Source organism: Pseudoalteromonas translucida KMM 520, from assembly GCF_001465295.1.
Classification (GTDB): domain Bacteria; phylum Pseudomonadota; class Gammaproteobacteria; order Enterobacterales; family Alteromonadaceae; genus Pseudoalteromonas; species Pseudoalteromonas translucida.
Genome location: NZ_CP011034.1, coordinates 1,863,031 through 1,888,539 on the forward strand (window position 1 = coordinate 1,863,031; position 25,509 = coordinate 1,888,539).

A 25,509-nucleotide genomic window follows, 5' to 3' on the forward strand; every position below is an offset into this window, starting at 1 on the left:
TTTTTATACTAAAAGAGCCGAATATTTTTTCAAATAAACAACTATCCCAAATTGCGACCATAGTATAGATCCCAAGGCTTAACATGAAAACCCCAGTATGACCAAAGGCGCAAAAAAAAAGCTGTGAATGTTCATTCACAGCTTACATTTCATACAACTAAATTAAACATCCAGTAATAAGCGTGTTGGATCTTCAAGTAACTCTTTAATTGTTACTAAGAAGCCAACAGATTCTTTGCCATCAATGATGCGATGGTCATAAGAAAGTGCTAAATACATCATAGGAAGTATTTCTACTTTACCGTTTACAGCCATTGGACGATCTTGGATTTTATGCATACCCAAAATTGAAGACTGCGGTAAATTAATAATAGGAGTAGATAGTAAAGAACCAAATACACCGCCATTTGTAATAGTGAAGTTACCACCCGTCATATCATCAAGTGTTAGCTTACCATCACGACCTTTTAGTGCTAGTTCACGAATACCTTTTTCGATTTCTGCAACTGATAACTTGTCACAATCTTTAAGTACTGGCGTTACTAGACCACGAGGTGTAGATACAGCGATGCTGATGTCGAAGTAGTTGTGATAAACAATATCGTCACCATCAATTGATGCATTTACATCTGGGAAGCGTTTAAGTGCTTCAGTTACCGCTTTCACGTAAAAAGACATGAAACCTAGACGAATACCGTGGCGCTTTTCAAACACTTCTTGATACTGCTTACGAAGGCTCATGATAGGTTCCATGTTCACTTCGTTGAATGTTGTTAACATTGCAGTTGAGTTTTTCGCTTCAAGTAAGCGCTTAGCAATTGTTTTACGTAAACGCGTCATAGGAACACGTTTTTGTGTACGATCGCCCATTGCTACTGCAGGTGCCGCCGCTGGTGCTGCTTTTGCCGCTGGTGCAGGTGCTTTTAAGAAAGTATCTACGTCTTCTTTAGTTACACGACCGTTTTTACCCGTGCCTTTAATTTTTGCAGCATCTAGGCCTTTTTCAGCAATTAAACGACGTACTGAAGGTGTTAACACATCAGAGCTGTCGTTTGACTCAGTTGCTGCTGGTGCAGCTGCGTCTGCTTTTTTAGCTGGTGCTGCTGGAGCGCCGCCCGCTTTAACCGAACCAATTACTTGCTCGCCTAATACAGTGTCGCCTTCGCCGTGGATTATTTCACCCATGATACCGTCTTCTTGAGCAACAACCTCAAGTACCACTTTATCAGTTTCAATATCTACTAAGTTTTGATCGCGAGTTACTGCGTCGCCTGCTTGTACATGCCATGTAGCAATTGTTGCGTCTGCAACTGATTCTGGAAGTACAGGAACTTTAATATCCACTTCTTTACCTTCTGATGCTGGTGCTGATTGCGCCGCTGGCGCGTCTTCTGATTTAGTTGCTGCAGATTCTTCTGTTGAAGAGTCTTCTTTTGAAGAGTCTTCTTTTGGTGCATCTTCACTTGCTGGTGCTGCATCAGCATCGCCAAGTAAACCGATAACTTGATCGCCAAGTACCGTAGCGCCCTCTTCTTGTGTAATTTCAGTAATCACACCGTCATGTTGCGCAACAACTTCTAAAACCACTTTATCTGTTTCAATGTCTACTAAGTTTTGGTCGCGAGTTACTTTGTCGCCAACACTTACATGCCATGTAGCAACGGTAGCATCTGCAACCGACTCAGGAAGAACAGGAACTTTAATTTCTGTGCTCATTGCTTATCCTTTATTTTCGATAGTAAGCGCGTCGGCAACGAGCGCTTGTTGTTCTTTAGTATGTACTGACATATAACCACATGCTGGTGATGCTGAAGCCTTACGACCCGCATACGTTAATTTAGCGTCTTGTGGAATAGCATCTTTAAAGTGATGCTGTGAACAATACCATGCACCTTGGTTTTGCGGCTCTTCTTGACACCATACAAAATCAGTTACGTGCTGGTAGCGCTCTATAATAGTTTTCATTTCGTCGTGTGGGAACGGGTAAAGCTGCTCTACACGTACGATGGCAATATTATCTTGTTCAAGCTTGCGGCGCTCTTGTAATAGTTCGTAGTAAACTTTACCACTACAAAAAACAACACGTTCTACTTTTTCAGGGTTAATATCATCAATTTCGTCAATCACATTATGAAAAACACCTGCAGAAAGTTCTTCTAGCGAAGACACTGCTAACGGATGGCGTAGTAATGACTTAGGCGTCATAACAATCAGTGGACGACGCAGTGGTCTAACTGATTGACGACGAAGCATGGCATATACTTGCGCTGGTGTTGAAGGTACACATACTTGCATATTGTGATCAGCACATAGTTGTAAAAAGCGCTCTAAGCGTGCAGAACTATGCTCTGGACCTTGGCCTTCGTAACCATGTGGTAATAAAATAGTAAGGCCGCATAAACGCCCCCACTTTTGCTCACCCGAGCTTAAAAACTGATCAAATACAACTTGTGCGCCGTTTGCAAAGTCACCAAACTGTGCTTCCCAGATAATTAATGACGTTGGCTCTGCTGTTGCGTAACCATATTCAAAAGCAACAACCGCTTCTTCAGAAAGAACCGAATCGAATACTTGGAAAGTACCTTGATCTTTACCAACATGCTCAAGTGGAGTGTAAGTCGCACCATCGGCTTGACTATGTACTACTGCATGGCGATGGAAGAAAGTACCACGACCAGAATCTTGTCCAGTAAAACGAATATCTGTGCCTTCTGCTGCAATAGTTGCATAAGCTAGTGTTTCTGCCATGCCCCAATCAAGCGGCTTTTCGCCAGATGCCATTAGCTTACGATCGTCGTAAATTTTCTTCACGCGCGATTGCGCTTTATGGGTCTCTGGGTAGCTAGAAACTATCTTGCCAAGCTCTTTTAGTTTTTCAACCGAGACACTTGCATCGTAATCAACGCTCCATTCATGGCCAACATACTTTGCCCAATCTGATGAATGTGATGTTTCTGGTTGTATTTCATCAACCACACAATTACCTTCGTCTAAACCATTACGGTAATCGTCAGCAAGTGCTTTAACCTCATCTTCAGTGAATGAGCCTTCGGCAATTAATTGATCAGCGTAAATTAAACGTGGAACTGGATGCTTTTTAATTTTTTGATACATAATAGGCTGAGTAGCATTAGGCTCATCAGCTTCGTTATGACCATGACGACGGTAACAAACAAGATCAATTACTACGTCACGCTTAAATTGGTTTCTGAAATCAAGTGCCAGTTGAGTAACAAATGCTACTGCTTCTGGATCGTCAGAATTAACATGAAATATTGGCGACTGCACCATTTTTGCAATATCAGTACAGTATGGAGTAGATCGTACATCGTCTTGTTTAGACGTTGTAAAACCAACTTGGTTATTTACTACTATACGAATACTACCGCCACAGCTAAAGGCGTTTGTTTGTGACATGTTAAATGTTTCTTGTACAACACCTTGACCTGCAATTGCTGAGTCGCCATGAATAGTAATTGGCAGTGCTTTAATACCTGAACTGTCACCTAAACGGTCTAAACGAGCACGTACTGAGCCCATAACTACTGGGTTTACAATTTCAAGATGCGATGGGTTAAACGCAAGTGCCATGTGCACATTGCCACCTTTAGTAGCAAAATCAGATGAGTAACCCATGTGGTATTTAACATCACCCGAGCTTAACGTTTCTTTGTGTTTACCGGCAAACTCATCAAATAACTCTGATGGATTTTTACCAAGTACGTTCACAAGTACGTTTAAACGGCCGCGGTGAGCCATACCAATAACAGCTTCTTTTTGGCCACTTTCACCGGCGCGGTGAATCAGCTCTTTAAGCATAGGTACTAACGCATCGCCACCTTCAAGTGAGAAGCGCTTAGCACCTGGGAACTTAGCCCCTAAATATTTTTCAAGACCATCGGCTGCGGTTAATCCTTTAAGGATACGTAGCTTTTCGTCTTTATTGAATTTTGGCCTAGACTGAACAGACTCTAAACGCTGTTGTAACCAACGTTTTTCTTCTGTTGATGTGATGTGCATATACTCTGCGCCAATAGAACCACAATACGTAGTTTTTAGTGCTTGGTATAACTCACCTAGAGGCATAGTATCGCGCCCTACAGCAAACGATCCTACATTAAATTCGCGGTCAAAGTCAGCATTGGATAGGTCGTGGTAATCTAGCTCTAAATCTCGTACGCGCTCTCGCTGCCAAATACCTAACGGATCTAAGTTAGCATTTTGGTGTCCACGAAAACGGAAAGCATTAATAAGTTGCAATACTTTAACCTGTTTAAGGTCACCGCCACTGCCCTCTGCTACCACTACTTCTCTATGCTTGTTTTTAGCAAGCGCCGCAAACTGTGCTCGAACTTCTGAATGTTTTACTTCAACATCCACACCATCAACTTTAGGTAATTGTTCAAACACTTCTCGCCATTCTTCTGGCACCGAAGTCGCATCGTCTAAATACGCTTCATAAAGCTCTTCAATATAAGCAACGTTACCGCCGTTTAAATGTGAAGATTCTAGCCATGCCTTCATCACACCTTCGTGCATTTATAAGCCCTTTTCTTTAGCGCAGAAATTAATAGTTATGATAACAGGATGACTAATTAGATTAGCCATCCTACATTTACTAAGTAATTAAACCGCTCGGTTTAATAACATAGATTTTATTTGTCCAATTGCTTTGGTCGGATTAAGACCCTTAGGACAAACGCTAACACAGTTCATTATACTGTGGCAACGGAACACACTGAAAGCATCGTCTAAGTCAGCTAAACGTTCTTCAGTTGCTGTATCTCGGCTATCAGCCAAGAAACGGTAAGCATGAAGAAGGCCTGCTGGACCAATGAACTTGTCTGGATTCCACCAGAACGAAGGACACGATGTTGAACAACATGCACATAAAATACACTCATAAAGCCCATCTAACTTATCACGTTCTTCGATTGTTTGAAGACGCTCGCCAGCTGCTGGCGTGTCATTAATTAGATATGGTTTAACTTTTTCGTATTGAGTGTAGAACTGACTCATGTCAATAACAAGGTCACGAACCACAGGTAAGCCTGGTAATGGACGCACTACTATTTTACCTTTGCCACCTTTTTGCAGCGTAGATAAAGGAGTGATACATGCCAAACCATTTTTACCATTCATGTTAACACCATCAGATCCACACACGCCTTCACGGCATGAACGACGGAAAGATAATGTTGGATCTTGTTCTTTTAAAAGAATAAGTGCATCCAAAACCATCATGTCGTGACCTTCCTCTGTTTGCAAGGTGTATTCTTGCATACGAGGTGCGTTGTCAACATCGGGATTATAACGATAAACTGAAAATTGTACTTGTGCCATCGTCTATCTCCTAGTACACACGTGCTTTAGGTGGGAAAGCTTCACGCGACTTAGGCGCGTAGTTTACGTCACGCTTGCTCATTTCATCCGTTAACGGATTAAATACTGAGTGACATAACCAGTTTTCGTCATCACGATCTGGGAAGTCAAAGCGAGAGTGTGCACCACGGCTTTCGGTACGGAAGTTTGCAGCTACTGCAGTTGAGTAAGCTGTTTCCATTAAGTTATCTAGTTCAAGACATTCAATACGCTGCGTGTTGAAGTCTGATGATTTATCATCAAGACGTGCATGTTGCAGACGTTCACGAATTTCTTTAAGTTCTTGCAGACCAGCAGCCATTGAGTCACCTTCACGAAATACCGAGAAGTTAAGTTGCATACATTGCTGTAAGTCTTTTTTGATTTGAACTGGATCTTCACCTTGGCCAGCCGTTGAATTTTCCCAACGATTGTAACGTGCAAGTGATGTTTCTAAATCAGACTCTGATGCCGCTTTAGAAATTTCAACATCATTTAGGTATTTACCTAAGAAGTTACCGGCCGCACGACCAAATACTACTAAATCAAGTAATGAGTTACCACCTAAGCGGTTAGCACCGTGTACAGATACACAGGCAATCTCACCTACAGCAAACAAACCTTCAACGATTGTTTCTTTGCCGTTTGCGTCGATTTGTAGCGCTTGACCATTTACGTTGGTTGGCACGCCACCCATCATGTAATGACATGTAGGAATTACTGGAATTGGCTCTTTTGCAGGGTCAACGTGAGCAAATGTTTTAGCAAGGTCACATACACCAGGAAGACGCAGATTTAGTGTTTCTGCACCTAAGTGATCTAGTTTTAGCTTAAGGTGAGGACCCCAAGGACCATCACAACCACGACCTTCACGGATCTCAGTCATCATTGAACGTGCAACCACATCGCGAGACGCTAAGTCTTTTGCGTTTGGTGCATAACGTTCCATGAAGCGCTCGCCATCTTTATTTAAAAGATAACCACCTTCGCCACGACAACCTTCAGTTACTAGCGTACCCGCGCCAGCAATACCCGTTGGGTGGAACTGCCACATTTCCATGTCTTGCATAGAAATACCAGCACGTGTTGCCATACCAACGCCGTCACCGGTGTTGATGTGCGCATTAGTAGTTGATGCGAAAATACGACCCGCACCACCTGTTGCTAATACTACTGCTTTAGATTTGAAATAAGTGATTTCACCTGTTTCAATTTCAATTGCAGTACAACCTACAACATCACCATTATCGTTTTTAACTAAATCAAGTGCATACCACTCTGAGAATACATTTGTTTTGTTTTTAACATTTTGTTGATAAAGAAGGTGTAATAGTGCGTGACCAGTACGATCGGCAGCTGCCGCAGTACGTGCAGCTTGTTCACCACCAAAGTTTTTCGATTGACCACCGAAAGGACGTTGGTAAACACGGCCATTTTCAAAGCGAGAAAATGGGAGACCCATGTTTTCTAATTCAGTAATAGCTTCTGGGCCTGTTTGACACATATATTCAATAGCGTCTTGGTCACCGATAAAATCGGAGCCCTTAACGGTATCGTACATATGCCATTCCCAGTTATCTTCGTGCGAGTTACCAAGCGCTACTGTAATACCACCCTGTGCTGATACAGTGTGTGAGCGAGTTGGAAATACTTTAGAGATTAAAGCACACGTTTTGCCAGATTCAGTAATAGCTAAAGCAGCGCGCATACCTGCACCACCGGCACCGATTACTACGGCGTCAAATTCACGAACAGAATATTTCACTTATACACCCCATAATACGATTAGACCAATAGCTACGTAAGCAAAGGCCATTAGGTTTAGTACAAATCCTAAAACAGCACGAAGCTTAGCGCACTTAACATAGTCTGTTAGAACTTGCCAAAGGCCAATGCGGGTATGAACCATAATGCAAACCAGGGTAATTAAAGTAAACCCTTTCATTGCTAGGTTAGAGAAGAGGCCTGTCCAGGCTTCGAAAGTGACTTCTGGCGTTGCTAAAAAATAGCCGATAATAAAAATCGCATACGCGCTTATTATTAATGCCGTGGTACGTAAAGATACGAAATCTTGTACACCATCACGTTTAAGAGTTGCTTGATTTAAAACCATATCCACACCCCTGCCAATACGGCAAACACAACGCCAAGAGCCATTGCAATTTTAGCGCTGAGGTTACCTGATTCAAGTTCTTCCCAATGTCCCATATCCATAATCATATGGCGAATACCACCAATAAGGTGATAACCCAATACAGACACGGTGCCCCAAGCAATAAATTTGGCAATGAATCCGTTAAACAGACCCTTGACGAATTCAAAACTTTCAGCAGAAGAAAGAGACTCTGACCAAGCCCAAATGACAAACGTTAAAGCAAAAAATAATGCAACACCGGTGACGCGGTGAAAAATTGACGCTTTAGCCGTTGCCGGCATAGATATAGTTGTTAGATCTAGATTTACAGGTCTTTGCTTTTTCACAGTTACTTGCCCATCTTGCCCACAGTGGGGCTCATCTACTTGTTTTTCTAAAACCCACCAAATATTTCTGATGGAACTATCAAAATAAACGTCTCTCTACCAATAAAGTTCACTATAATGCAAAAATTATAATGTAAAAATATGTTTACCTAAATACAATACGGTTAAAAACCTTCGACAGTATATATAGCCGCAGGCCTTTTTACAATTCTTGTTTAGTTAGAACCATTTGCAAATTAGCCAATGGTATAATATTCAAACTATACCCAGTATTTATTATACGTATACGCATAATGCTTATAAAAATTGACTTTATACCCCTCTTTCACGTTAAAATGAGAAGATGTGCTTAAAACAGATTTTAGAGTATAAAATCAGAATAGTTATCTTAATAGGAGATACATAGATGGCGGATAAGAAAGCCACAGTCCATATTGATGGTCTAGATCCAATCGAACTTCCAATTTATCAAGGTACTGCTGGCCAGGATGTAATTGACGTACGTACATTAGGTTCACATGGTCACTTTACTTACGATCCAGGTTTTATGTCGACTGGCTCTTGTGAATCTACAATTACTTATATTGATGGCGGCAAAGGTGTTCTACTTCACCGTGGCTACCCAATTGAGCAGCTTGCTGAAGACTCTAACTATGTAGAGCTATGTTACTTACTATTAAACGGTGAGTTACCTTCAAAAGAGCAGTATGAAGAATTTGCACAACAAATCACTCGCAGCACTATGCTAGATGAAAAAATTGCAACTTTCTTCCAAGGTTTCCGTTTTGATGCACACCCTATGGCAATGCTATGTGGCGTGGTTGGTGCTTTATCATCTTTTTATCATGAAGATCTTGATATTACAGACGCTAGCCAACGCAAAACAAGTGCAATTAAACTAGTAGCTAAATTACCTACTATTGCAGCTATGGCTTATAAAACAAACATTGGCCAACCATTTGTATATCCACGTAACGATTTAAGCTACGCCGAAAACTTCTTACACATGATGTTCTCTGTACCTGCTGAAGAGTATAAAGTTAACCCAGTAACAGCTAAAGCAATGGATAAAATATTCATGCTTCATGCTGATCATGAACAAAACGCATCAACGTCTACTGTACGTCTTGCGGGTTCATCTGGTGCTAACCCATATGCTTGTATTGCTGCTGGTATCGCATCTCTTTGGGGCCCTGCACACGGCGGCGCTAACGAAGCATGTTTAAACATGTTAGAAGAAATTGGTTCTGTTGATCGCATTGACGAATACGTAGCTAAAGCAAAAGATAAGTCAGACCCGTTCCGTCTTATGGGCTTTGGTCACCGTGTTTACAAAAACTTTGACCCACGTGCAACGGTAATGCGTCAAACGTGTCACGAAGTACTTGCTGAGCTAAATATTCAAGATCCATTGCTTGATATTGCAATGAAGCTTGAACAAATTGCGCTTGAAGACCCGTACTTTGTTGAGAAGAAACTCTACCCTAACGTAGATTTCTACTCAGGTATTATCTTAAAAGCGATCGGTATTCCAACAAGCATGTTCACTGTAATTTTTGCAATGGCACGTACTGTTGGTTGGATCACTCACTGGGATGAGATGCTATCTCAACCTGGTCATAAGATCAGCCGCCCACGTCAGCTTTACACGGGTTACACACAACGTGACTACAAAGCAACTGACAAGCGTTAATTCGCTGTAATATTGCTTAAGTATTTTAAAAGGTCGCTATTGCGGCCTTTTTTGTTACTCAGCACTTGAGAATTATCTTAAACAGATTACAATTCTCGCCCTAAATTGACTAATTAAATGAGCTTATGTCTGTTTCCACGTTTGATATCACTAAAATACGTAATGATTTCCCTATCCTAAATCAAACGATCAACAGCCACGCTTTAACTTATTTAGACTCAGGGGCAACCACACAAAAGCCACAATGCGTTATTGATACCACGGCACAGTTTTATGCAGCGCAAAACGCGAACGTACACCGTGGACGCCATACCCTCAGTGAGCAGGCTACTTATCGTTATGAGCAAGTACGCGATAAAACAGCAGGGTTTTTTGGTGTTAATAGTAATGAAATTGTATGGACTAAAGGGGCAACTGAAGCTATAAATTTAGTCGCTAATGGCTTAAAAAATCAAATAAAAGCCAACGATACCATCATTATTACGCCTATTGAGCATCATGCTAATATTGTGCCTTGGCAGGTTTTGTCTCAGCAAACAGGTGCCAAGCTTGCTATTTTACCGCTTAACGACGATGCCACCTTCGATATACCTGCATGCTGTGAATTTATAAAGCAGCATAAACCTAAGTTATTGGCCATTAGTCAAGCCTCTAATGCGCTTGGTAATATCACTAATTTAGCGCCTTTAATAGCCTGTGCGAAAGCGGTAGGCGCATTAGTACTGGTTGATGGTGCACAAGGGGCAATGCATTTAAAAGCTAATTTAAGCACACTTAATTGTGATTTTTACGTTTTTTCTGCTCATAAAATGCTGGGGCCAACCGGTTTAGGCGGCTTATATGGACGCTATGAGCAATTAAATGCCCTCACCCCTTACCAAACTGGGGGAGAAATGATCCAAACTGTAACCTTAACGCGCAGCACTTATCGCGATGCACCGGCAAAGTTTGAATCGGGCACACCAAATATTGCCGGTGTATTAGGCTTTGGTGCGGCACTTGAGTATATAAATGCATTAAATCACCCTGCTTTAATTGAATATGAACAAACGTTGTTTAATTATGCAGCCAATAAATTACAGCAAATTGATGGCATCACCCTATTTAGTGACCTTAAGCATAATATTGGCACTTTATGTTTTAACTATAAAGATGAACATCCATACGATTTGGCAACTTTACTTGACGGATATGGGGTTGCACTGCGCAGTGGCCATCATTGTACTCAGCCTTTAATGGCACATTTAGGGGTAAATGGCACCCTTAGAGCAAGCTTAGCTTTCTATAATAACCATACAGATGTAGATAATTTTATTGATGCACTACAAAAATGCATTGCTCTATTAGACTAATGTTGGATAAGAATATGACAAATACTTTTAATAAAGCAGCCCAGGGGATAAAAAATGCACCCGCGTGGCAGCAAAAATACCGAGAAATAATGTTACTTGGTAAAACATTACCAGTACTTGCAGACGTTTTGAAAATAGACAGCGCATTAGTACCTGGCTGCGAAAGTAAAGTGTGGCTATTTGTGGAGTTTGATTTAACCGAAAATACACTTGTGGTGATAGGTGATTCTGATACCCGTATTGTAAAGGGCTTACTTGCCTTAATATTAGCGCTATACAATGGCCTTACCCCAGAGCAAGTACTTGAAATAAACGCCTATCAAGAGTTTGAAAAATTAGGGCTAATTAGCCACTTAAGTCCATCTAGAGGGAATGGTATTAAAGCCATGGTAGAGACTATTCAAACCATGGCTAAGCAAAAAATAAGTTAAATTAACCTGACTTCAGGTTGAATTATAAGCAGCGTTATACTTGGGAGTTAAGTAAACGCTGTTTTTTATCTAAATACTTACGAACGGCCTTTGCTGCTACAAAAAAGCCAAAGCTGCCAGTGATCATAGTCACTGAGCCAAAGCCATTATTACAATCCATATTCATACTACCATCGGCATTTTGCTTAGCATGACAGACACTGCCATCACTACCTGGGTATACCAGCTGCTCTGTTGAGTACACGCAATCAATATTAAATTTACGCTTTGGGTTATTACTAAAATTATATTGCTTACGTAAAATATAACGCACTTTAGCTAAGAGTGGATCTTGGGTAGTTTTAGCCACATCGCCAAACGTAATTTGCCCCGGATCAGTTTGCCCACCTGCTCCGCCGGTAGTAATTACAGCTAGTTTATTGCGCTTACAATGCGCAATTAATGCCGCTTTTTCTTTTACTGCATCAATGCAATCAATAACATAATCAAAGCCTTGAATATGCTCTTGAATGTTATCTAAAGTAATAAAGTCATCAATCACCTGCACTTCACATTGTGGGTTAATTAACTCACAACGCGCTTTCATAGCCTCAACTTTAGCTTGGCCAATGGTGCCGGTAAGTGCGTGTATTTGCCTATTTACATTAGTGGCACAAATATCATCTAAATCTATTAGGGTTAATTTGCCAACCCCAGTGCGCGCCAATGCTTCAGCGGCCCAACTACCAACACCACCAATGCCAACAACACAAAAATGTGCCTGCTGTAACCAGTCAAACTGTTGTTGCCCGTATAAACGTTTGATCCCGCCAAAACGTATGTCTGTTACTTTTTCAGTCATTTACCAATCCAGTTGCCATGGTGTTTGCCATGCTTGAAAATCTTGATGTTTAATTAATTGTGTAAACTCATCCCCGTTATCGGGTAAAAGAGTAAATTGCATTTGCTGCTCATTCCATAAAAAATCAAGCGCAAATGCATGCAAGTAAGTACGTCCGCTATGCGAGCCTGCATAAGAGGTATCACCTAATATAGGTGCGCCTATACTTTTTAGCGCTACTCTTAATTGGTGCGTTTTACCTGAGTACGGTTTTAAAATATAGCCCCTAAAACCGGGTTTATAACTTAAAGAATAAAAACGACTAATTGCAGGATTAGCTGTTGTTGTGAGTAACTTAAAAGTACCACGGCGTGATTTTGCCATATCGCCTTTTATCCAACCCTGCTTTTTTTTAGGCTTGGCGTCGCTAATAGCCAAGTAAAACTTATTAATTGCGTGCTTAGTAAACATTTGCGTAAATTTAGCGGCGGCGAGTTTATTGCGCGCTAAAATAAGCAAGCCCGAGGTCACTTTATCGAGGCGGTGCACTGCAAAGAGCTTTTCATTTAATTGCTGCTCTGCTAATACCACAAAACCTGCGGCGTCTTCTGAATGAAAATTCAGCCCTGCAGGTTTTGCTAAAATATAAAAGTCGATATGACTATGCACAACTTTTAAATAGGGTATATCCGTAATGCTCACGCGTGTTGACTTTGCAAATAGCTAATTACTTTAGCTAAATCTTCTGGCGTATCGACACCCGCTTGTGGAGTAATATGCGCTTGCTCTATTTTAATATTATAGCCATGGTAAAGAACGCGTAATTGTTCTAGTGATTCTAGCTGCTCAAGCGGCGACACACTTAGCTCAATATATTGCTTAATAAAACCAGCTCGATAGGCATAAATACCCACATGGCGTTGAAACGGTGTTAAATCCAGAGCGCTCTGCTCGCCCATCATGGCGCTACGATCAAACGGAATACTGGCACGCGAAAAATACAATGCATTTTTATTAATATCGCTAACGACTTTAACTGCATTAGGATTAAAAACGTCTTCTTGCTCTTCTATCGCTACACTTAAAGTGGCCATAGGTGCAGTTGATTCATTTAATAGCGTAGCAACTTGAGATACATTTTCTGGTGCCAATAATGGCTCATCACCTTGCACATTAACTACAATAGTGTTGTCATCAAGCTTAAGTAAATCAACTACCTCTGCTAAACGTTCCGTGCCCGATTGATGATCTTCACGCGTCATTAATACATCACTCGTAAAGGCACTCACAGCATCAAATACTTTTTGATGATCAGTCGCAATAACAACTTTACTCGCACCGGATAAACAGGCTTTTTCGTAAACATGCTGGATCATTGGCTTACCACAAATATCGGCTAGTGGTTTGCCTGGTAACCGGCTAGAAGCGTAACGCGCAGGAATAACAACTACGAATTCCACTTTTGCACCTCATCAAGTGACAATTCGCGTGCTTCATTTTCAAGCAATACTGGAATGTCATCGATAACCGGATACGCTAACTTAGCGGCTGTACTTATTAGTTCGCTGTTTTCTTTATCAAAACGTAATTTACCCTTACATACTGGGCAGGCAATAATTTCGAGTAATTTTGTATCAAAGGCCATTGAGGATCCCTTTATCTTTTAATAATGAATTTAATTTGTTTATAACGCTATCGGTAGGTTGAGCATCCACTGGTAAGTAATACCAATTTTGCTTTGCAAAAGCACTACACTTTACAGCATCTTTTTCGGTCATTAACACATTTTCATCACCAAACTGAGTAAAATCGTCAGCAGTGTATGCATAATGGTCTCGATAATGATGGGTTGATACCAAGGTAATGCCTTGTGCTTGTAATGACTGCTCAAAACGCAGCGGATTACCAATAGCACTCACAGCGTGGGCTGTTAATATAGGCTCTATTAGCGCACTATTATTGAGCACAGATCTTAAAGCTGCGGGCTGCAAATTATAACGTTGTGGATTGTTGCCGCCATTTTCTATCACTAAATCAACGCTGTTTAAACGTTTTTTAGTTTCGCGAAGTGGACCTGCTGGCATTAACAAACCGTTACCAAATTGACGTGCACTATCAACAATACAGCATTCAATACTGCGTGCCATTTTATAATGTTGCATGCCATCGTCAGATATAATGACATCAATAGCAGAGGTTTTTTCAAGTAATTCTATATTTTGTTGTCTGTTTGGGCCAACCGCAATGGGGCACTGCAAACGATGATATAAAAGTATCGGTTCATCGCCCGCCTCAAGCGTAGTACTGTTATTATTAATAAGCAATGGATATTGCTTAGCATGCCCGCCATAGCCTCGGCTAATAATACCGACAGATAAACCTTGCTGAGTTAAATGAGCGTGTAGCCACAGTACAAATGGCGTTTTGCCATTGCCGCCAACACTAATATTACCCACTACAATTACAGGTGTTTTGCTACTAAATTGCGTTAATACACCGCGTGTATAAAGCCATTTACGTAATGTTGATATTAGCCAAAATAGAGCAGCTAAAGGCAATAATAATATAGTAATTAAACTGACAGGCTGATACCAGCTTTGTTCAATTTTGCTCACCCTTGCTCACCAAATTGCATTTTGCATAATGCTGAATAAGTGCCATTATTTGCCAGTAAGCTCATATGATCGCCACTTTCAATAACACTGCCATTATCTATAACATAAATTCGGTCGCTATTTTCAATCGTCGATAAGCGATGCGCAATTACAATCGAGGTTTTATCTTTCATTAATGCCTCGAGTGCTTGCTGAATTAGTTTTTCTGATTCGGTATCGAGCGCAGATGTTGCTTCATCAAGGATTAAAATAGGCGCATCTTTTAATATTGCACGAGCAATAGCAATACGTTGGCGTTGACCACCAGAAAGCATTACCCCATTTTCGCCAACCATAGTATTTAACTGCTCTGGTAAGTCTTTTACAAACTCCCATACATGCGCTTGCTTGGCTACTTTTTCCAGTTCTTGCTGCGATATTTCACGCTGTAAACCGTAACAAATATTATTGGCAATGGAGTCGTTAAACAACACCACTTGTTGCGACACTAACGCAAACTGGCGACGTAAATCGGTTAGCTTATAATCATGCAGTGCAATACCATCGAGTAAAATTTCACTCGGCGCTTCTAAATCGTAATAACGTGGCAATAGGTTAGAAATTGTTGATTTACCTGAGCCCGAACGCCCAACTAAAGCAATGCTTTCACCCGCTTTAATAGTTAACGATAAATTATTTAATACCGGCTCATCTTTAGTTGGATATTTAAAGGTGACATTTTTAACTTCAATCAAGCCTTTTACTTTATCTACGCTTACAGTACCTGTGTCTTTTTCAACTTCCTCGTCGAGTATTAAAAATACACTTTGCGCAGCTGAAACTCCTCGCTGCATATCACTGTTTACATTGGCTAGCTGTTTTAGCGGGCGAAGTAACATCATCATTGATGAAATTAATACCACAAAATCGCCCGAGCTAATGGTGTCAATCATCGAAGGCATTGACACAACCCATAAAATAACCGCCATAGCGCTGGCAGCCAATACTTGAATGATTGATACACTCAAGGCTTTAGTTGCGTCCATTTTAATTCGTTGCTGACGATTATGATTGTTTATTTTTGAAAACTGATCGATTTCTTGATTTTGGCCACCAAAACCATGGATCACTTTGTGACCGCTTAGCATTTGCTCGGAGCTACGAGTCACTTGCCCCATAGCTGATTGAATACTTTTTGAAATATGTCTAAAGCGCTTTGACACTACAGTGACTATGACAGCAACCAAAGGAATAATAACTAAAAATATCAGCGATAATTGCCAACTGGTATAAAACATAACAGCGAGTAAAAACACCACAAAAGCGCCTTCACGCACTACAATTAATAATGCCTTAGTAATAGCTTGTTGTACTTGTTCGGTATCAAAGGTTATTTTGGAAATGAGATCCCCGGTGGAATTTTTATCATGAAACGATACCGGTAAATGTAAAATATGTTCAAACAACTCTTGGCGCAGCGAGCGCACAACTTGTGAGCCTACATAACTCAAACAATAAGACGACATAAAGTTAAATACACCACGCCCTATTACCAAAGCAATAACTACAAATGGTGCATATTTTAGTACATCAGCATTGCGCTCATTAAGACCTTCGTCAATAAACGGCTTCATAAGCTGAATAAATAAAGCATCCATACCTGAATACCCTATCATGCCAATAATAGCGACGATGGCGACAGTTCTGTACGCACCAACGTAAGAAATAAGACGTTTATAAATTTGTGTAGTACTTTGATCCATAACACTCTCTTTATACAGTTACAGCCCCTATTGTATCCTCAGGGAGGCTAAAACAAAACGTCAATCTTTAATAAACCAATAACTTTCACGCTCTCTGGCCGTTTCAACATGCAGATTAGTACTATAAAATTTAATTCTAATTTGTCCTTGCTGCCCGGTAATATATTGCGCAGCGCCAATTTTATTAAACCGCGCAACCACTTCATCATTAGGAAAGTGCCATTGTCCTTTGTAAGCACTCGAATGCACCACAACTTTAGGGTTAACAGCCGCAATAAACTCACTACTTGATGAAGTAGCGCTACCATGATGCGGGCTTATTAATACATTGCTTGCTAAATTATATCCTGCGGCAATCAGTGCACGCTCTCGTTGCTTAGAAATATCACCGGTAAAAAGTACACTGTGTTGCGCGCTACTAATTTTAACTACGCAGGAGTCATCGTTGTTATTGTTAAAAGTAATTGAACTAAACGTTTGTATTTTTAGCCCATAAAAATCCACAGTCTTGGGTTTGCATAAACTCGGTATACCATTTGGATGAAAAGCACTGAGAGTCGATTCAAACCCTGCCTCAATAAAATGTTTAATACCTCCTGCGTGGTCGTTATCTTGATGGCTTAAAATAGCGGTAGCAACATTCAGGTTATTAGCTTTTATATACGGCAGTAAAATACTACGTGTACGGCTAAAACGGTTAAAATAGCTAGGTCCAAAATCATAAATTAATGCATTGTTATCTTTTTCTAACAGCACCATCAAACCATGCCCAACATCAAATATGTTTACTTGCCAATCACTTTTGGGAGTAAAGTAACTATCTACCAGTAATACACTTAACGGGATACAAGCAAGCCATTTAAATTTCACTAAATACAGGAGTAGCATAGTTATATAACTAAAAAGTACTATATCTATTGTAATTGTGCCCACATTTAACCAACGCCAGCCTGGCGGTATTGCCATTAATTGTTGATACAAAAAATACAATACGGGGTCAAATAACGACACTATCACGCTCATATCAATAACACTGCTCAATACCGCAACCACTAATAATAATGGCATAATGATAAAGGCGAGCAACGGAATAGCGATTAAGTTCAAAACTAACCCAGCCAAACTCACACCATTAAAAAAGTATAACGACAAAGGCAATAAACCTATAAATAGCGCCCCTTGTATAGCACATAACATACCTACTTTAGCGATAACAGAAGCCCCCTTAAAGGGTACCTTTGTAATAATAGTAAAAATGATAACCACAGCTAAAAATGAAAAATACAAACCTGGATTTAATACATTAAAAGGGTTAATCATTAAAACTAAAACCAAGGCGTATAAAATACTGCGCCAACGTAGCGATTGTTTAGCTAGGTAATACAATAATAAGTAGCACCCTAACATTATTAAAGCCCGGGTCGCAGAGACAATAAAATCGCTTAAATATACATAAACAAATGCCGCTATAAAGCCCATTAAGCTATAACAAGTTGCTAGGTTAATTGTTTGTTTTATTCTAATTCTGGTGCGGCTTACAAATGACCGTGTTACAAAAAAAGCAAAGCCAAATACTAACGAAATATGCAACCCAGAAATTGCCAGTAAGTGGCTTAACCCCAACGTTTGCATGGTCAGCTTTTGTTCAAAGTTCATCAAGGACTTGTCGCCCGTCAGCAGCGTATAATAAAGCCAGTTAAGCTTAGATTCTTTAAATATGTGTTTAATATAGTGGCGATAAGTTATAACGTGTTGGTTTCTTTTTGTATCAGTAATAATTAAATTTTTATTGAGTACTTTGCCTTTAAAAAATATTTTTTGTGTAAATGCATAAAGTTGATTGTCGAAAACAGTAAAATTTTTTGTGCTTCTAAAGTTTTTTAAATGCGCGTGAGCACTGAAGGTTGCGCCTACTTCTAATATTTGCGCTGAATCAACACTTAACATAGCGCTAGGGGCAGTAAAGTAAGCGTAATCTTGCTCATCAAGCTTAAGAATTTTTGCTTTTATATATTGCGGAGCATTAGCTGATACAACGTCTTCAACAACTAACTTTACTGAATATGCATACTTTTCACCCTGCACTGGTAGCTCAAACGAGTAAAAAAGTGTGAAATGCACTAAGATAGCAAAAATAGCGCAAATAAAGCCTAACAAAACATTTGAAAACGGCTTAAAATAAGCGCTCGCAATTAGGATTGAAATTGTGATGAGTATAAATTCGAGGGTTTGAAAATAAAATACGGTTGCAATACTTCCGCACACAAATCCAAGACTAATCCACATTGATGTAAATGGTTGCTTTAAATGGCTAAAAAAACGATCCAACGATTTTTACCCGATCCAAATAAAATTAGGCATCACAAATCACTTAAAATATTTGGCCGTTTGTTACAAGACGCGAACCTTTGGCATTTAAATCGACGCTCTGCGCGTGGTGCATTTGCTGTCGGGTTATTTTTTGCGTTCATCCCTGTTCCTTTTCAAATGGTCCTAGCTGCAGCAACCGCTATTGTGTTTAGGGTAAACCTGCCCATTTCAGTAGCCTTAGTGTGGATAACTAATCCCGTTACCATGCCACCTATTTTTTACTGCTCTTATCTTATTGGCACCCTAGTACTAAATCAGCCAGAGCAACATTTTTCCTTTGAAGCAAGTTGGCCTTGGTTCATCGAAAGCTTAACGACTATTGGTCCAGCATTTTTAGTTGGATCATTGGTGTCAGCATCAATTGCCGCTATTATTGGCTATTTTGGAATAGATATTGTTTGGCGGCGTTCAGTTAGAAAAGCATGGTTAATACGTAACAAGTAGCCAATAGTTATAATGACTATAGACAAAAAAAGCCCAACTTAACAAGTTTGGGCTTTTTTAGTTTCTCTGCTTAAATTTTCGATTTAAATTCTATTAAAATCTAAATACTCGTCTAAACGCAATCAGTGGTAATAATAATAATCCATACCAAGAGAAGCTTGCAGAGCGACGCTCATACACTTCAGCATCAGGTGGTGCACAATCCTCTATCGTACCATTAGGTATTGGCGAAAGCTTTACTGCTACAGCAACACTTTCATATTCAGTTTTACCATTAATATCGGTTACAACTTCACCTAATGAGTTACGCTTTTCAACGGTTTTAGTGGCCACACCAAATATTTCATTATTTTCGTTGATCACTTTAGCTTCACTCATGCTATAGCCATAACTACTTGTACCGTCCATATCGTAACACGGCAGTAAATCATTTAAATTAGTGATTTTATCATCACCTATTTTATAAATGAACGCTGCTGAGCGACGTGAACTATCAGAAATACCAACCTCACCTTCGCCAACAATATAACCTTGATTATTAATACTGTTACCGTATGAGCTTGAACTCGTAAAATAGCTATCTGGATAAACTGTAGTACCCGTTGCTATATCATGATAGAAAAACTTATTACGTAAGGCACCATCAACACGTCTTGTGGCATAACCTGTCACAATATTATTATCGTTGATTGCTAAAGACTTACCGCCTTGCCAACCGTCAGGTTGATTTATAAATTCAACCGCTTTGCCATCTTTAAAGTACACGGGCATGGTTATAATAGTGGTGTCTTTATCATAATAACGCGTGTTTGATACTCCGGCTGCAATACCGTTTTTATTCACCGCAAATGCATTACTAATAAATGCAAAGTCAACTTCATCTTCATAAGGAGTAAAGGCTAAACCTAGCACCTCAGTAGACGTGATATTAAATGCGTTATCAAGCGTCCATTTCGTTGCTTGCTTATTAAATATCCCACGGGTTGTTTGATTATTAATAACTTCAATACAGGTTGAGAATGGCTGATATTTATCATCACAGTTATCAGTAATATTGGTTTGACGCGTTTGCGGTATACCAAGTGACATATTACCAACAACAATATAACCATCTGCAGTTTTTACAATATCAGAGGCTTGGCTAGTACCACCATATTCACTAAATTGGGGTACCAAAGGCACTTCCATACCGCTTTCAGATATAATAATGCCGCGTTCTATAAAGTCACGGGTAAACCACGGTTTAGGATCCGTTTCTTCCTCTATAGTAAACTCTATTTTATCAAAAGGAGCACTGCCCCAACCAACTGTAGTGCCATCTTCTGCAACAGCGTTGTAAAAGTTAGTTACAGAGCGGGTAACACCTGGATAATCAGGTGAGTTTATATCAAACAAAGTTTGCTCAACAGCAGCGCCGCTATCATATTTTATTGCTGTTAGTGAGCTTAACTTTTGAAACTGATAATTAGCCGACACGTTAGCTAAAAAACGAATCATGAAGCTATGTGCATCTGCATTAGTTGCTACGGCATTGTTTTTTTCTATGTCTTCTAACGTGAAAGTAATATCTTTATCACTAAGTTCAAATGCTCTAACTTCATTACTGTAAGCGTTTTGAATTAAACTCAGTGAAAAGTCAATATGCTCAATATCTACAGGTAAATTATATAAGCCATTAGCTATGCCTATAATATGGCCACTTTCACTTACATCGGTAACATAAGAATATTTCGCGCCTTCAAGTGCACCTAATTCTGTTAATTGATAAGTCGCACTTAATGCTGAAGTACTCATTGTTGCTAAAATACTGGCAGCGAGTAATTTATATTTCATTTTAGTCCTTACTACTGATTTTTTAATTCTTCAAGTTCTTCCCAGCGCGAAAACGCGGCCTCAAGGTCTGACTCAAGTTTTGCCAAATGGTTCAATGCCTTAGCCGTTATATCACTGTCTTGCTTAAAAAAATCAACATCACTAACTATAGCTTGTTGAATTTCAACATCGGCTTCGAGTTGTTCCATTTTATTAGGCAGTTGCTCTAATTCAAGTTTTAATTTGTAAGAGAGTTTATTACCTTTAGCCTCTGCTTTAACTACTGGCGCAGCAGGTGCTTTTTCAACTTTTTTAGTTGCTTGCTGTGGTTGATTTTTTTGTTGCTCTGCTAAGTAATTAACATAGGCTTCGTAATCACTGTAGCCGCCAACAATATCAGTAATCTTGCCATTACCTTCAAATGCCCAAACACTAGAACAGGTATTATCAATAAACTCACGGTCATGGCTTACTATTAATACTGTGCCTTGATACTGGTTAATAATATCTTCCAAAAGCTCTAATGTTTCTATATCCAAATCATTAGTTGGCTCATCGAGCACTAATATGTTTGACGGTTTTAAAAATAGTTTCGCCAATAACAAGCGGTTTTTTTCACCACCCGAAAGCGCTTTAACTGGCGTACGGGCACGTGCTGGCGGGAACAAAAAGTCTTGTAAGTAACCTAATACGTGGCGCGAGCGACCACCCATCATTACTTCTTGCTTACCTTCAGCAACGTTGTCTTGTACTGTTGCTTCTTCGTCTAACTTTTCACGGTATTGGTCAAAATAAGCAAATTCTAAATTAACGCCTTGCTTAGTTTCACCGCTATCTGGGGCTAGGCTACCAAACATTAATTTTAATAACGTTGTTTTACCGATACCATTTGGACCAACTAAACCAATACGATCGCCGCGCATAACCAAGGTTGAAAAGTCATCTGCAATCACTTTATCTTTAAATGCATGACAAAGATGCTTAGCTTCAAATACCAATTTACCCGAACGATCTGCAGTTTCAATATTAAAGTCTGTTTTACCTACTTGGTCAACACGTTGTTTACGCTCGTTACGTAGTTGCTTAAGTTCTCGTACGCGCCCTTCATTACGTGTTCTTCGTGCTTTAACACCTTGACGTATCCACGTTTCTTCTTCGGCTAAACGCTTATCAAATAAAGCATTTTGACTTTCTTCAACTTTTAAGTCGTGGGCTTTTTGCTCTAAATAAGTAGCATAGTCGCCAGGGTATGATATTAATTTACCACGGTCTAAATCTAAAATACGCGTTGCAACAGCACGAATAAAGGCACGGTCATGCGATATAAATACAATGCCGCCTTTAAATTCTTTTAAAAATTGCTCAAGCCACATAACACTTGCCATATCTAAGTGGTTAGTAGGCTCATCGAGTAATAATAAATCTGGCTCACTAACCAGTGCACGAGCAAGTGCAACCTTACGCAACCAACCACCTGAAAGTGACTCAAGCTTAGCATCAGGTGTTAACTCTAATTGGGTTAAAACCACTTGAATGCGACTATCAAAACGCCAGCCATCAACCGCTTCTAATTGGTTTGATAAACGCTCAAGTTTATTTAATAATTTATCGGTACATACGGTTTGTAGCTCTGTACTCACATGATGAAAATCAATCAGTAAGTTAGCAATTTCAGGCATACCTTGAGCAACATAATCAAATACAGTGCCACTAGCGCCTTTTGGTGGGTCTTGTTCTAAACGAGAAATTCTTATACCACCAAGCTGGTTTATTTCACCATCATCTAATAAAACCTCGCCATCGAGGACTTTTAATAACGTTGACTTACCAGCACCATTTCGACCTACAACACACACGCGCTCGCCACTTTCAATCACTGCATCTGCTTTATTAAGCAATGCATGAGTACCAAAGGCCAGTTGTGCTTTTAAAATTCTAATTAAATCCATAATTCTTCTTTGCTCTTATTCTGCTTGCGCTAAAAATTCACGCACGTCTAGTGCAGTAAAAGGCCAAAATAACTGTTGGCCTTGCTCACTTTTAAATACCGGAATACTAACCTGATAATCAGCAATAAGCTGATCATCAGTCATAATATCTACTAGCAATAATTCATTGTGATTATTAAGTAATCCCTTAATTAATTGCTCAGCTTGTTCACACAAATGACAACCATCTGTGTGATATAAAGTCCACTTAGCCATGGGTAATTAACCAGCTATTATGAATTTTTTTATTACGCTTAAAATCAGGTGATAAAGTTTTGTCAGAAATATTAACCGCTTTTAAGCCCAAGCCGATTAAACCCACTTCATCCATAACAAAGCCACGTTTGTTATTAGAAAAAATAAGTGTGCCCGACGGGCTTAATATTTTTTTAACCCACGTTAATAACTTAATATGATCGCTCTGCACATCAAATGCATCTTTCATACGCTTAGAGTTTGAAAACGTCGGTGGATCTAAAAAGATTAAATCGTACTGCGACGTTGCATGCTCTAGCCACTTTAAGCAATCGGCTTGCTCAAAACGGTAGCGAGTATTACTAATATTATTTAAATCAAAGTTGTCTTGGCCCCACTTTAAATAGGTTTTTGACAAGTCAACCGTGGTAATTGCTTTAGCGCCACCAAGTGCTGCATGTACTGACGCCGTACCTGTGTAGGCAAATAAGTTTAAAAAGCGTTTATCTTTGGCGTTTTCTTGAATATAACGACGCATTAAACGGTGATCTAAAAATAAGCCAGTGTCTAAGTAATCAAATAAATTCACTTTAAACTTAGCGCCAAACTCTTCAACCACCATGGTGCGGTTTTGTTTAGCCATTGGCGTGTATTGCTCTTCGCCTTTTTGCTTTTTACGCACTTTTACAGCAATGTTCTCTGGTGCTATTTTAAGTTGTTCAGCCGTTAAGCTGATCACATCTTGCAAGCGTTTTTCAGACGTTTTTTCATCAATTTCTTTCGGGGCAGCGTATTCAAAAATAACCGCTGAATCACCGTAAATATCTACAGCAACGTTGTACTCAGGAATGTCTGCTTCGTATACACGGTATGCTGTAATTTCGTTTTGCTTAAGCCAGTTTTTTAAACCTTGCTTGTTCTTTTTCAATCGATTAGCAAAAGACATTGAACCTTCAAAATTCAGCGCTTTTTTATCATCGGTTGTCAGGCTTACCTGTTTGTCATCTAGTTGATATAAGTTAAGTTCAACATCTAACGGGCCATTTTTAAATTTATAACGCTTCAGCCTAACTAACTTTAACAGCTTAAATAAGCTTTCATCCATGCCCAGTAAAGCAAGTTTCCAATGGTTGAAATGCTTTTTAAAGCCCACACCTAAATTACGATGTAAATCCACAAGCTCAGCCATAGAACCAATACGCTCACCATAGGGTAAGTTAGATATAACTACGCCAGGTAATTTAGCCACTGCGGTTAGTTTAGTTGCATCACTTTGTTTAAACTTAATAACATCGTCTAACTCAGCACGTTTTGCGTTATCAATCGCTTTGCCTAATACTTGAGCGTCGTAATCGTGACCAATTAGCCATAACTTAGGGTCTATAATATTGCCCAGCAATTCTTCTTTTAGCTCTTTAAATTTTGCAGCTCTAAAACTTGGTAAGCGCTCAAATGCAAAGCCTTCGCGAAATAAGCCTGGGGCTTCGTTGCGCGCCATACCGGCAGCTTCAATTAAAATAGTACCTGCACCACAACATGGGTCAAACAAAGGCTGATTTACATTTTCAAGCCAGCCGCTGCGTTTGATTAATGCCGCTGCTAAATGCTCTTTTATAGGTGCTTTACCTTGGCCTTGTCGGTAACCACGCTCAGATAAACGCGGGCCAGAGTAATCTATGTACATAGACACGCCATAACGATTTAAACGCGCAACCACACGCACATTAGCGTCTTGTTTATCAACATTAGGGCGCTGCTCAAATAAGTCGTTAAAGTAATCAACTATGGCATCTTTTATAACTAAACCAGAAAACTGCGTATTTTTTAATGAGTCGTTGGTACCATTAAAGTCGACAGCAAACGTTTGTGTAGGCCCAAACCATTCTTGCCATGGTTGTGAGCGAGCAAAGTTATACAGGCTATTTTTGTCATCTACGCCTTCTTTTTCTTCAATAAGCATGAGCACGCGCGTAGCAAAGCGAGTTGATAAACACACCTTTTGCGCCAATAATGAGTCTGCCTCAAAGCGAACAGAACCGACAGTTTGCTTAGACACGGTTGCGCCAAGTTCTGTTAGTTCATCAACCAATAAATTTTCGATTCCGATAGAAGTAAGTGCGATAAATTGCAAAGTAGTAACCCTTAATAGCTAATTGCGCAGGATTATAACATAGGTTTGCATACAAACACGTCATAAAGACAGGC

Annotated in this window: 21 protein-coding genes; 4 read left to right on the plus strand and 17 right to left on the minus strand. The window is 39.8% G+C overall.

Translation table 11 applies throughout. The features are described 5' to 3' along the window. Nucleotides 1-162: 162 nt before the first annotated feature. From odhB to sdhC, 6 genes are all read right to left on the minus strand, one after another. On the minus strand, nt 163-1,716 hold the full coding sequence (odhB, locus tag PTRA_RS08735; protein WP_058373484.1) for a 2-oxoglutarate dehydrogenase complex dihydrolipoyllysine-residue succinyltransferase: 1,554 nt from the start codon (nt 1,714-1,716) through the stop codon (nt 163-165). A 3-nt stretch (nt 1,717-1,719) separates the two neighbouring features. Next, on the minus strand, nt 1,720-4,539 hold the full coding sequence (sucA, locus tag PTRA_RS08740) for a 2-oxoglutarate dehydrogenase E1 component (RefSeq protein WP_058373485.1): 2,820 nt from the start codon (nt 4,537-4,539) through the stop codon (nt 1,720-1,722). 87 nt (nt 4,540-4,626) lie between these two features. After that, nucleotides 4,627-5,343: a succinate dehydrogenase iron-sulfur subunit gene (locus PTRA_RS08745; protein ID WP_011328326.1), complete on the minus strand. Its 717-nt coding sequence runs from the start codon at nt 5,341-5,343 to the stop codon at nt 4,627-4,629. Nucleotides 5,344-5,353: 10 nt separating this feature from the next. Next, a complete protein-coding gene (gene sdhA, locus PTRA_RS08750; protein ID WP_011328327.1) occupies nt 5,354-7,126 on the minus strand; it encodes a succinate dehydrogenase flavoprotein subunit in 1,773 nt (590 codons plus the stop codon). Further along, nucleotides 7,127-7,474 (minus strand): succinate dehydrogenase, hydrophobic membrane anchor protein, encoded by a 348-nt coding sequence (gene sdhD / locus PTRA_RS08755; protein WP_058373486.1) that lies wholly within the window; start codon nt 7,472-7,474, stop codon nt 7,127-7,129. Beyond that, nucleotides 7,465-7,842: a succinate dehydrogenase, cytochrome b556 subunit gene (gene sdhC, locus PTRA_RS08760; RefSeq protein WP_083497517.1), complete on the minus strand. Its 378-nt coding sequence runs from the start codon at nt 7,840-7,842 to the stop codon at nt 7,465-7,467. The genes sdhD and sdhC overlap by 10 nt, the downstream gene beginning before the upstream one ends. 406 nt (nt 7,843-8,248) lie before the next feature. On the opposite strand from sdhC, the gene PTRA_RS08765 reads away from it, so the two are divergent. The 3 genes from PTRA_RS08765 (at nt 8,249) to PTRA_RS08775 (ending at nt 11,318) form a co-directional block, all read left to right on the plus strand. Further along, nucleotides 8,249-9,535 carry a citrate synthase gene (locus PTRA_RS08765; RefSeq protein ID WP_011328331.1) on the plus strand — a complete coding sequence of 429 codons (1,287 nt, stop codon included), beginning with the start codon at nt 8,249-8,251 and terminating at the stop codon, nt 9,533-9,535. Nucleotides 9,536-9,660: 125 nt separating this feature from the next. Continuing rightward, nucleotides 9,661-10,887, plus strand: coding sequence for an aminotransferase class V-fold PLP-dependent enzyme (locus PTRA_RS08770; protein WP_058373488.1), 1,227 nt, complete (start codon nt 9,661-9,663; stop codon nt 10,885-10,887). Between the two features lie 14 nt (nt 10,888-10,901). Further along, a complete protein-coding gene (locus PTRA_RS08775; protein WP_011328333.1) occupies nt 10,902-11,318 on the plus strand; it encodes a SufE family protein in 417 nt (138 codons plus the stop codon). A 34-nt stretch (nt 11,319-11,352) separates the two neighbouring features. Here the strand turns inward: PTRA_RS08775 and tcdA are convergent, their stop codons facing one another. From tcdA to PTRA_RS08810, 7 genes are read right to left on the minus strand one after another with little or no spacing between them, the layout of a single operon-like run. Then, nucleotides 11,353-12,159, minus strand: coding sequence for a tRNA cyclic N6-threonylcarbamoyladenosine(37) synthase TcdA (gene tcdA, locus PTRA_RS08780; RefSeq protein WP_058373489.1), 807 nt, complete (start codon nt 12,157-12,159; stop codon nt 11,353-11,355). Continuing rightward, nucleotides 12,160-12,840: a TIGR01621 family pseudouridine synthase gene (locus tag PTRA_RS08785; RefSeq protein WP_058373490.1), complete on the minus strand. Its 681-nt coding sequence runs from the start codon at nt 12,838-12,840 to the stop codon at nt 12,160-12,162. Beyond that, nucleotides 12,837-13,598 (minus strand): 3-deoxy-manno-octulosonate cytidylyltransferase, encoded by a 762-nt coding sequence (kdsB, locus tag PTRA_RS08790; protein ID WP_058373491.1) that lies wholly within the window; start codon nt 13,596-13,598, stop codon nt 12,837-12,839. The genes PTRA_RS08785 and kdsB overlap by 4 nt, the downstream gene beginning before the upstream one ends. After that, nucleotides 13,586-13,783 carry a Trm112 family protein gene (locus tag PTRA_RS08795; RefSeq protein ID WP_011328337.1) on the minus strand — a complete coding sequence of 66 codons (198 nt, stop codon included), beginning with the start codon at nt 13,781-13,783 and terminating at the stop codon, nt 13,586-13,588. The genes kdsB and PTRA_RS08795 overlap by 13 nt, the downstream gene beginning before the upstream one ends. Further along, a complete protein-coding gene (gene lpxK / locus PTRA_RS08800; protein WP_058373492.1) occupies nt 13,773-14,753 on the minus strand; it encodes a tetraacyldisaccharide 4'-kinase in 981 nt (326 codons plus the stop codon). The genes PTRA_RS08795 and lpxK overlap by 11 nt, the downstream gene beginning before the upstream one ends. Next, on the minus strand, nt 14,750-16,495 hold the full coding sequence (msbA, locus tag PTRA_RS08805) for a lipid A export permease/ATP-binding protein MsbA (protein WP_058373493.1): 1,746 nt from the start codon (nt 16,493-16,495) through the stop codon (nt 14,750-14,752). The genes lpxK and msbA overlap by 4 nt, the downstream gene beginning before the upstream one ends. A gap of 60 nt (nt 16,496-16,555) precedes the next feature. Beyond that, nucleotides 16,556-18,823 carry a DNA internalization-related competence protein ComEC/Rec2 gene (locus tag PTRA_RS08810; RefSeq protein ID WP_058373494.1) on the minus strand — a complete coding sequence of 756 codons (2,268 nt, stop codon included), beginning with the start codon at nt 18,821-18,823 and terminating at the stop codon, nt 16,556-16,558. On the opposite strand from PTRA_RS08810, the gene PTRA_RS08815 reads away from it, so the two are divergent. Beyond that, nucleotides 18,803-19,309 (plus strand): DUF2062 domain-containing protein, encoded by a 507-nt coding sequence (locus PTRA_RS08815; RefSeq protein WP_058373495.1) that lies wholly within the window; start codon nt 18,803-18,805, stop codon nt 19,307-19,309. The genes PTRA_RS08810 and PTRA_RS08815 overlap by 21 nt on opposite strands. A gap of 93 nt (nt 19,310-19,402) precedes the next feature. Here PTRA_RS08815 and PTRA_RS08820 read toward each other — a convergent pair whose 3' ends face one another. Genes PTRA_RS08820 through rlmKL form a run of 4 tightly spaced genes read right to left on the minus strand, consistent with a single transcriptional unit; the run spans nt 19,403 to nt 25,435 of the window. Continuing rightward, complete coding sequence (locus PTRA_RS08820; protein WP_058373496.1) at nt 19,403-21,142, minus strand: DUF3466 family protein; 1,740 nt, start codon at nt 21,140-21,142, stop codon at nt 19,403-19,405. Nucleotides 21,143-21,153: 11 nt separating this feature from the next. Next, a complete protein-coding gene (uup, locus tag PTRA_RS08825; protein WP_011328343.1) occupies nt 21,154-23,070 on the minus strand; it encodes an ATP-binding cassette ATPase Uup in 1,917 nt (638 codons plus the stop codon). Nucleotides 23,071-23,085: 15 nt separating this feature from the next. Continuing rightward, nucleotides 23,086-23,325, minus strand: a complete 240-nt coding sequence (locus PTRA_RS08830; protein ID WP_058373497.1) for a glutaredoxin family protein — start codon at nt 23,323-23,325, stop codon at nt 23,086-23,088. After that, nucleotides 23,318-25,435 (minus strand): bifunctional 23S rRNA (guanine(2069)-N(7))-methyltransferase RlmK/23S rRNA (guanine(2445)-N(2))-methyltransferase RlmL, encoded by a 2,118-nt coding sequence (gene rlmKL, locus PTRA_RS08835; protein ID WP_058373498.1) that lies wholly within the window; start codon nt 25,433-25,435, stop codon nt 23,318-23,320. Before rlmKL ends, PTRA_RS08830 begins: the two co-directional genes overlap by 8 nt. Between the last annotated feature and the right edge of the window lie 74 nt (nt 25,436-25,509).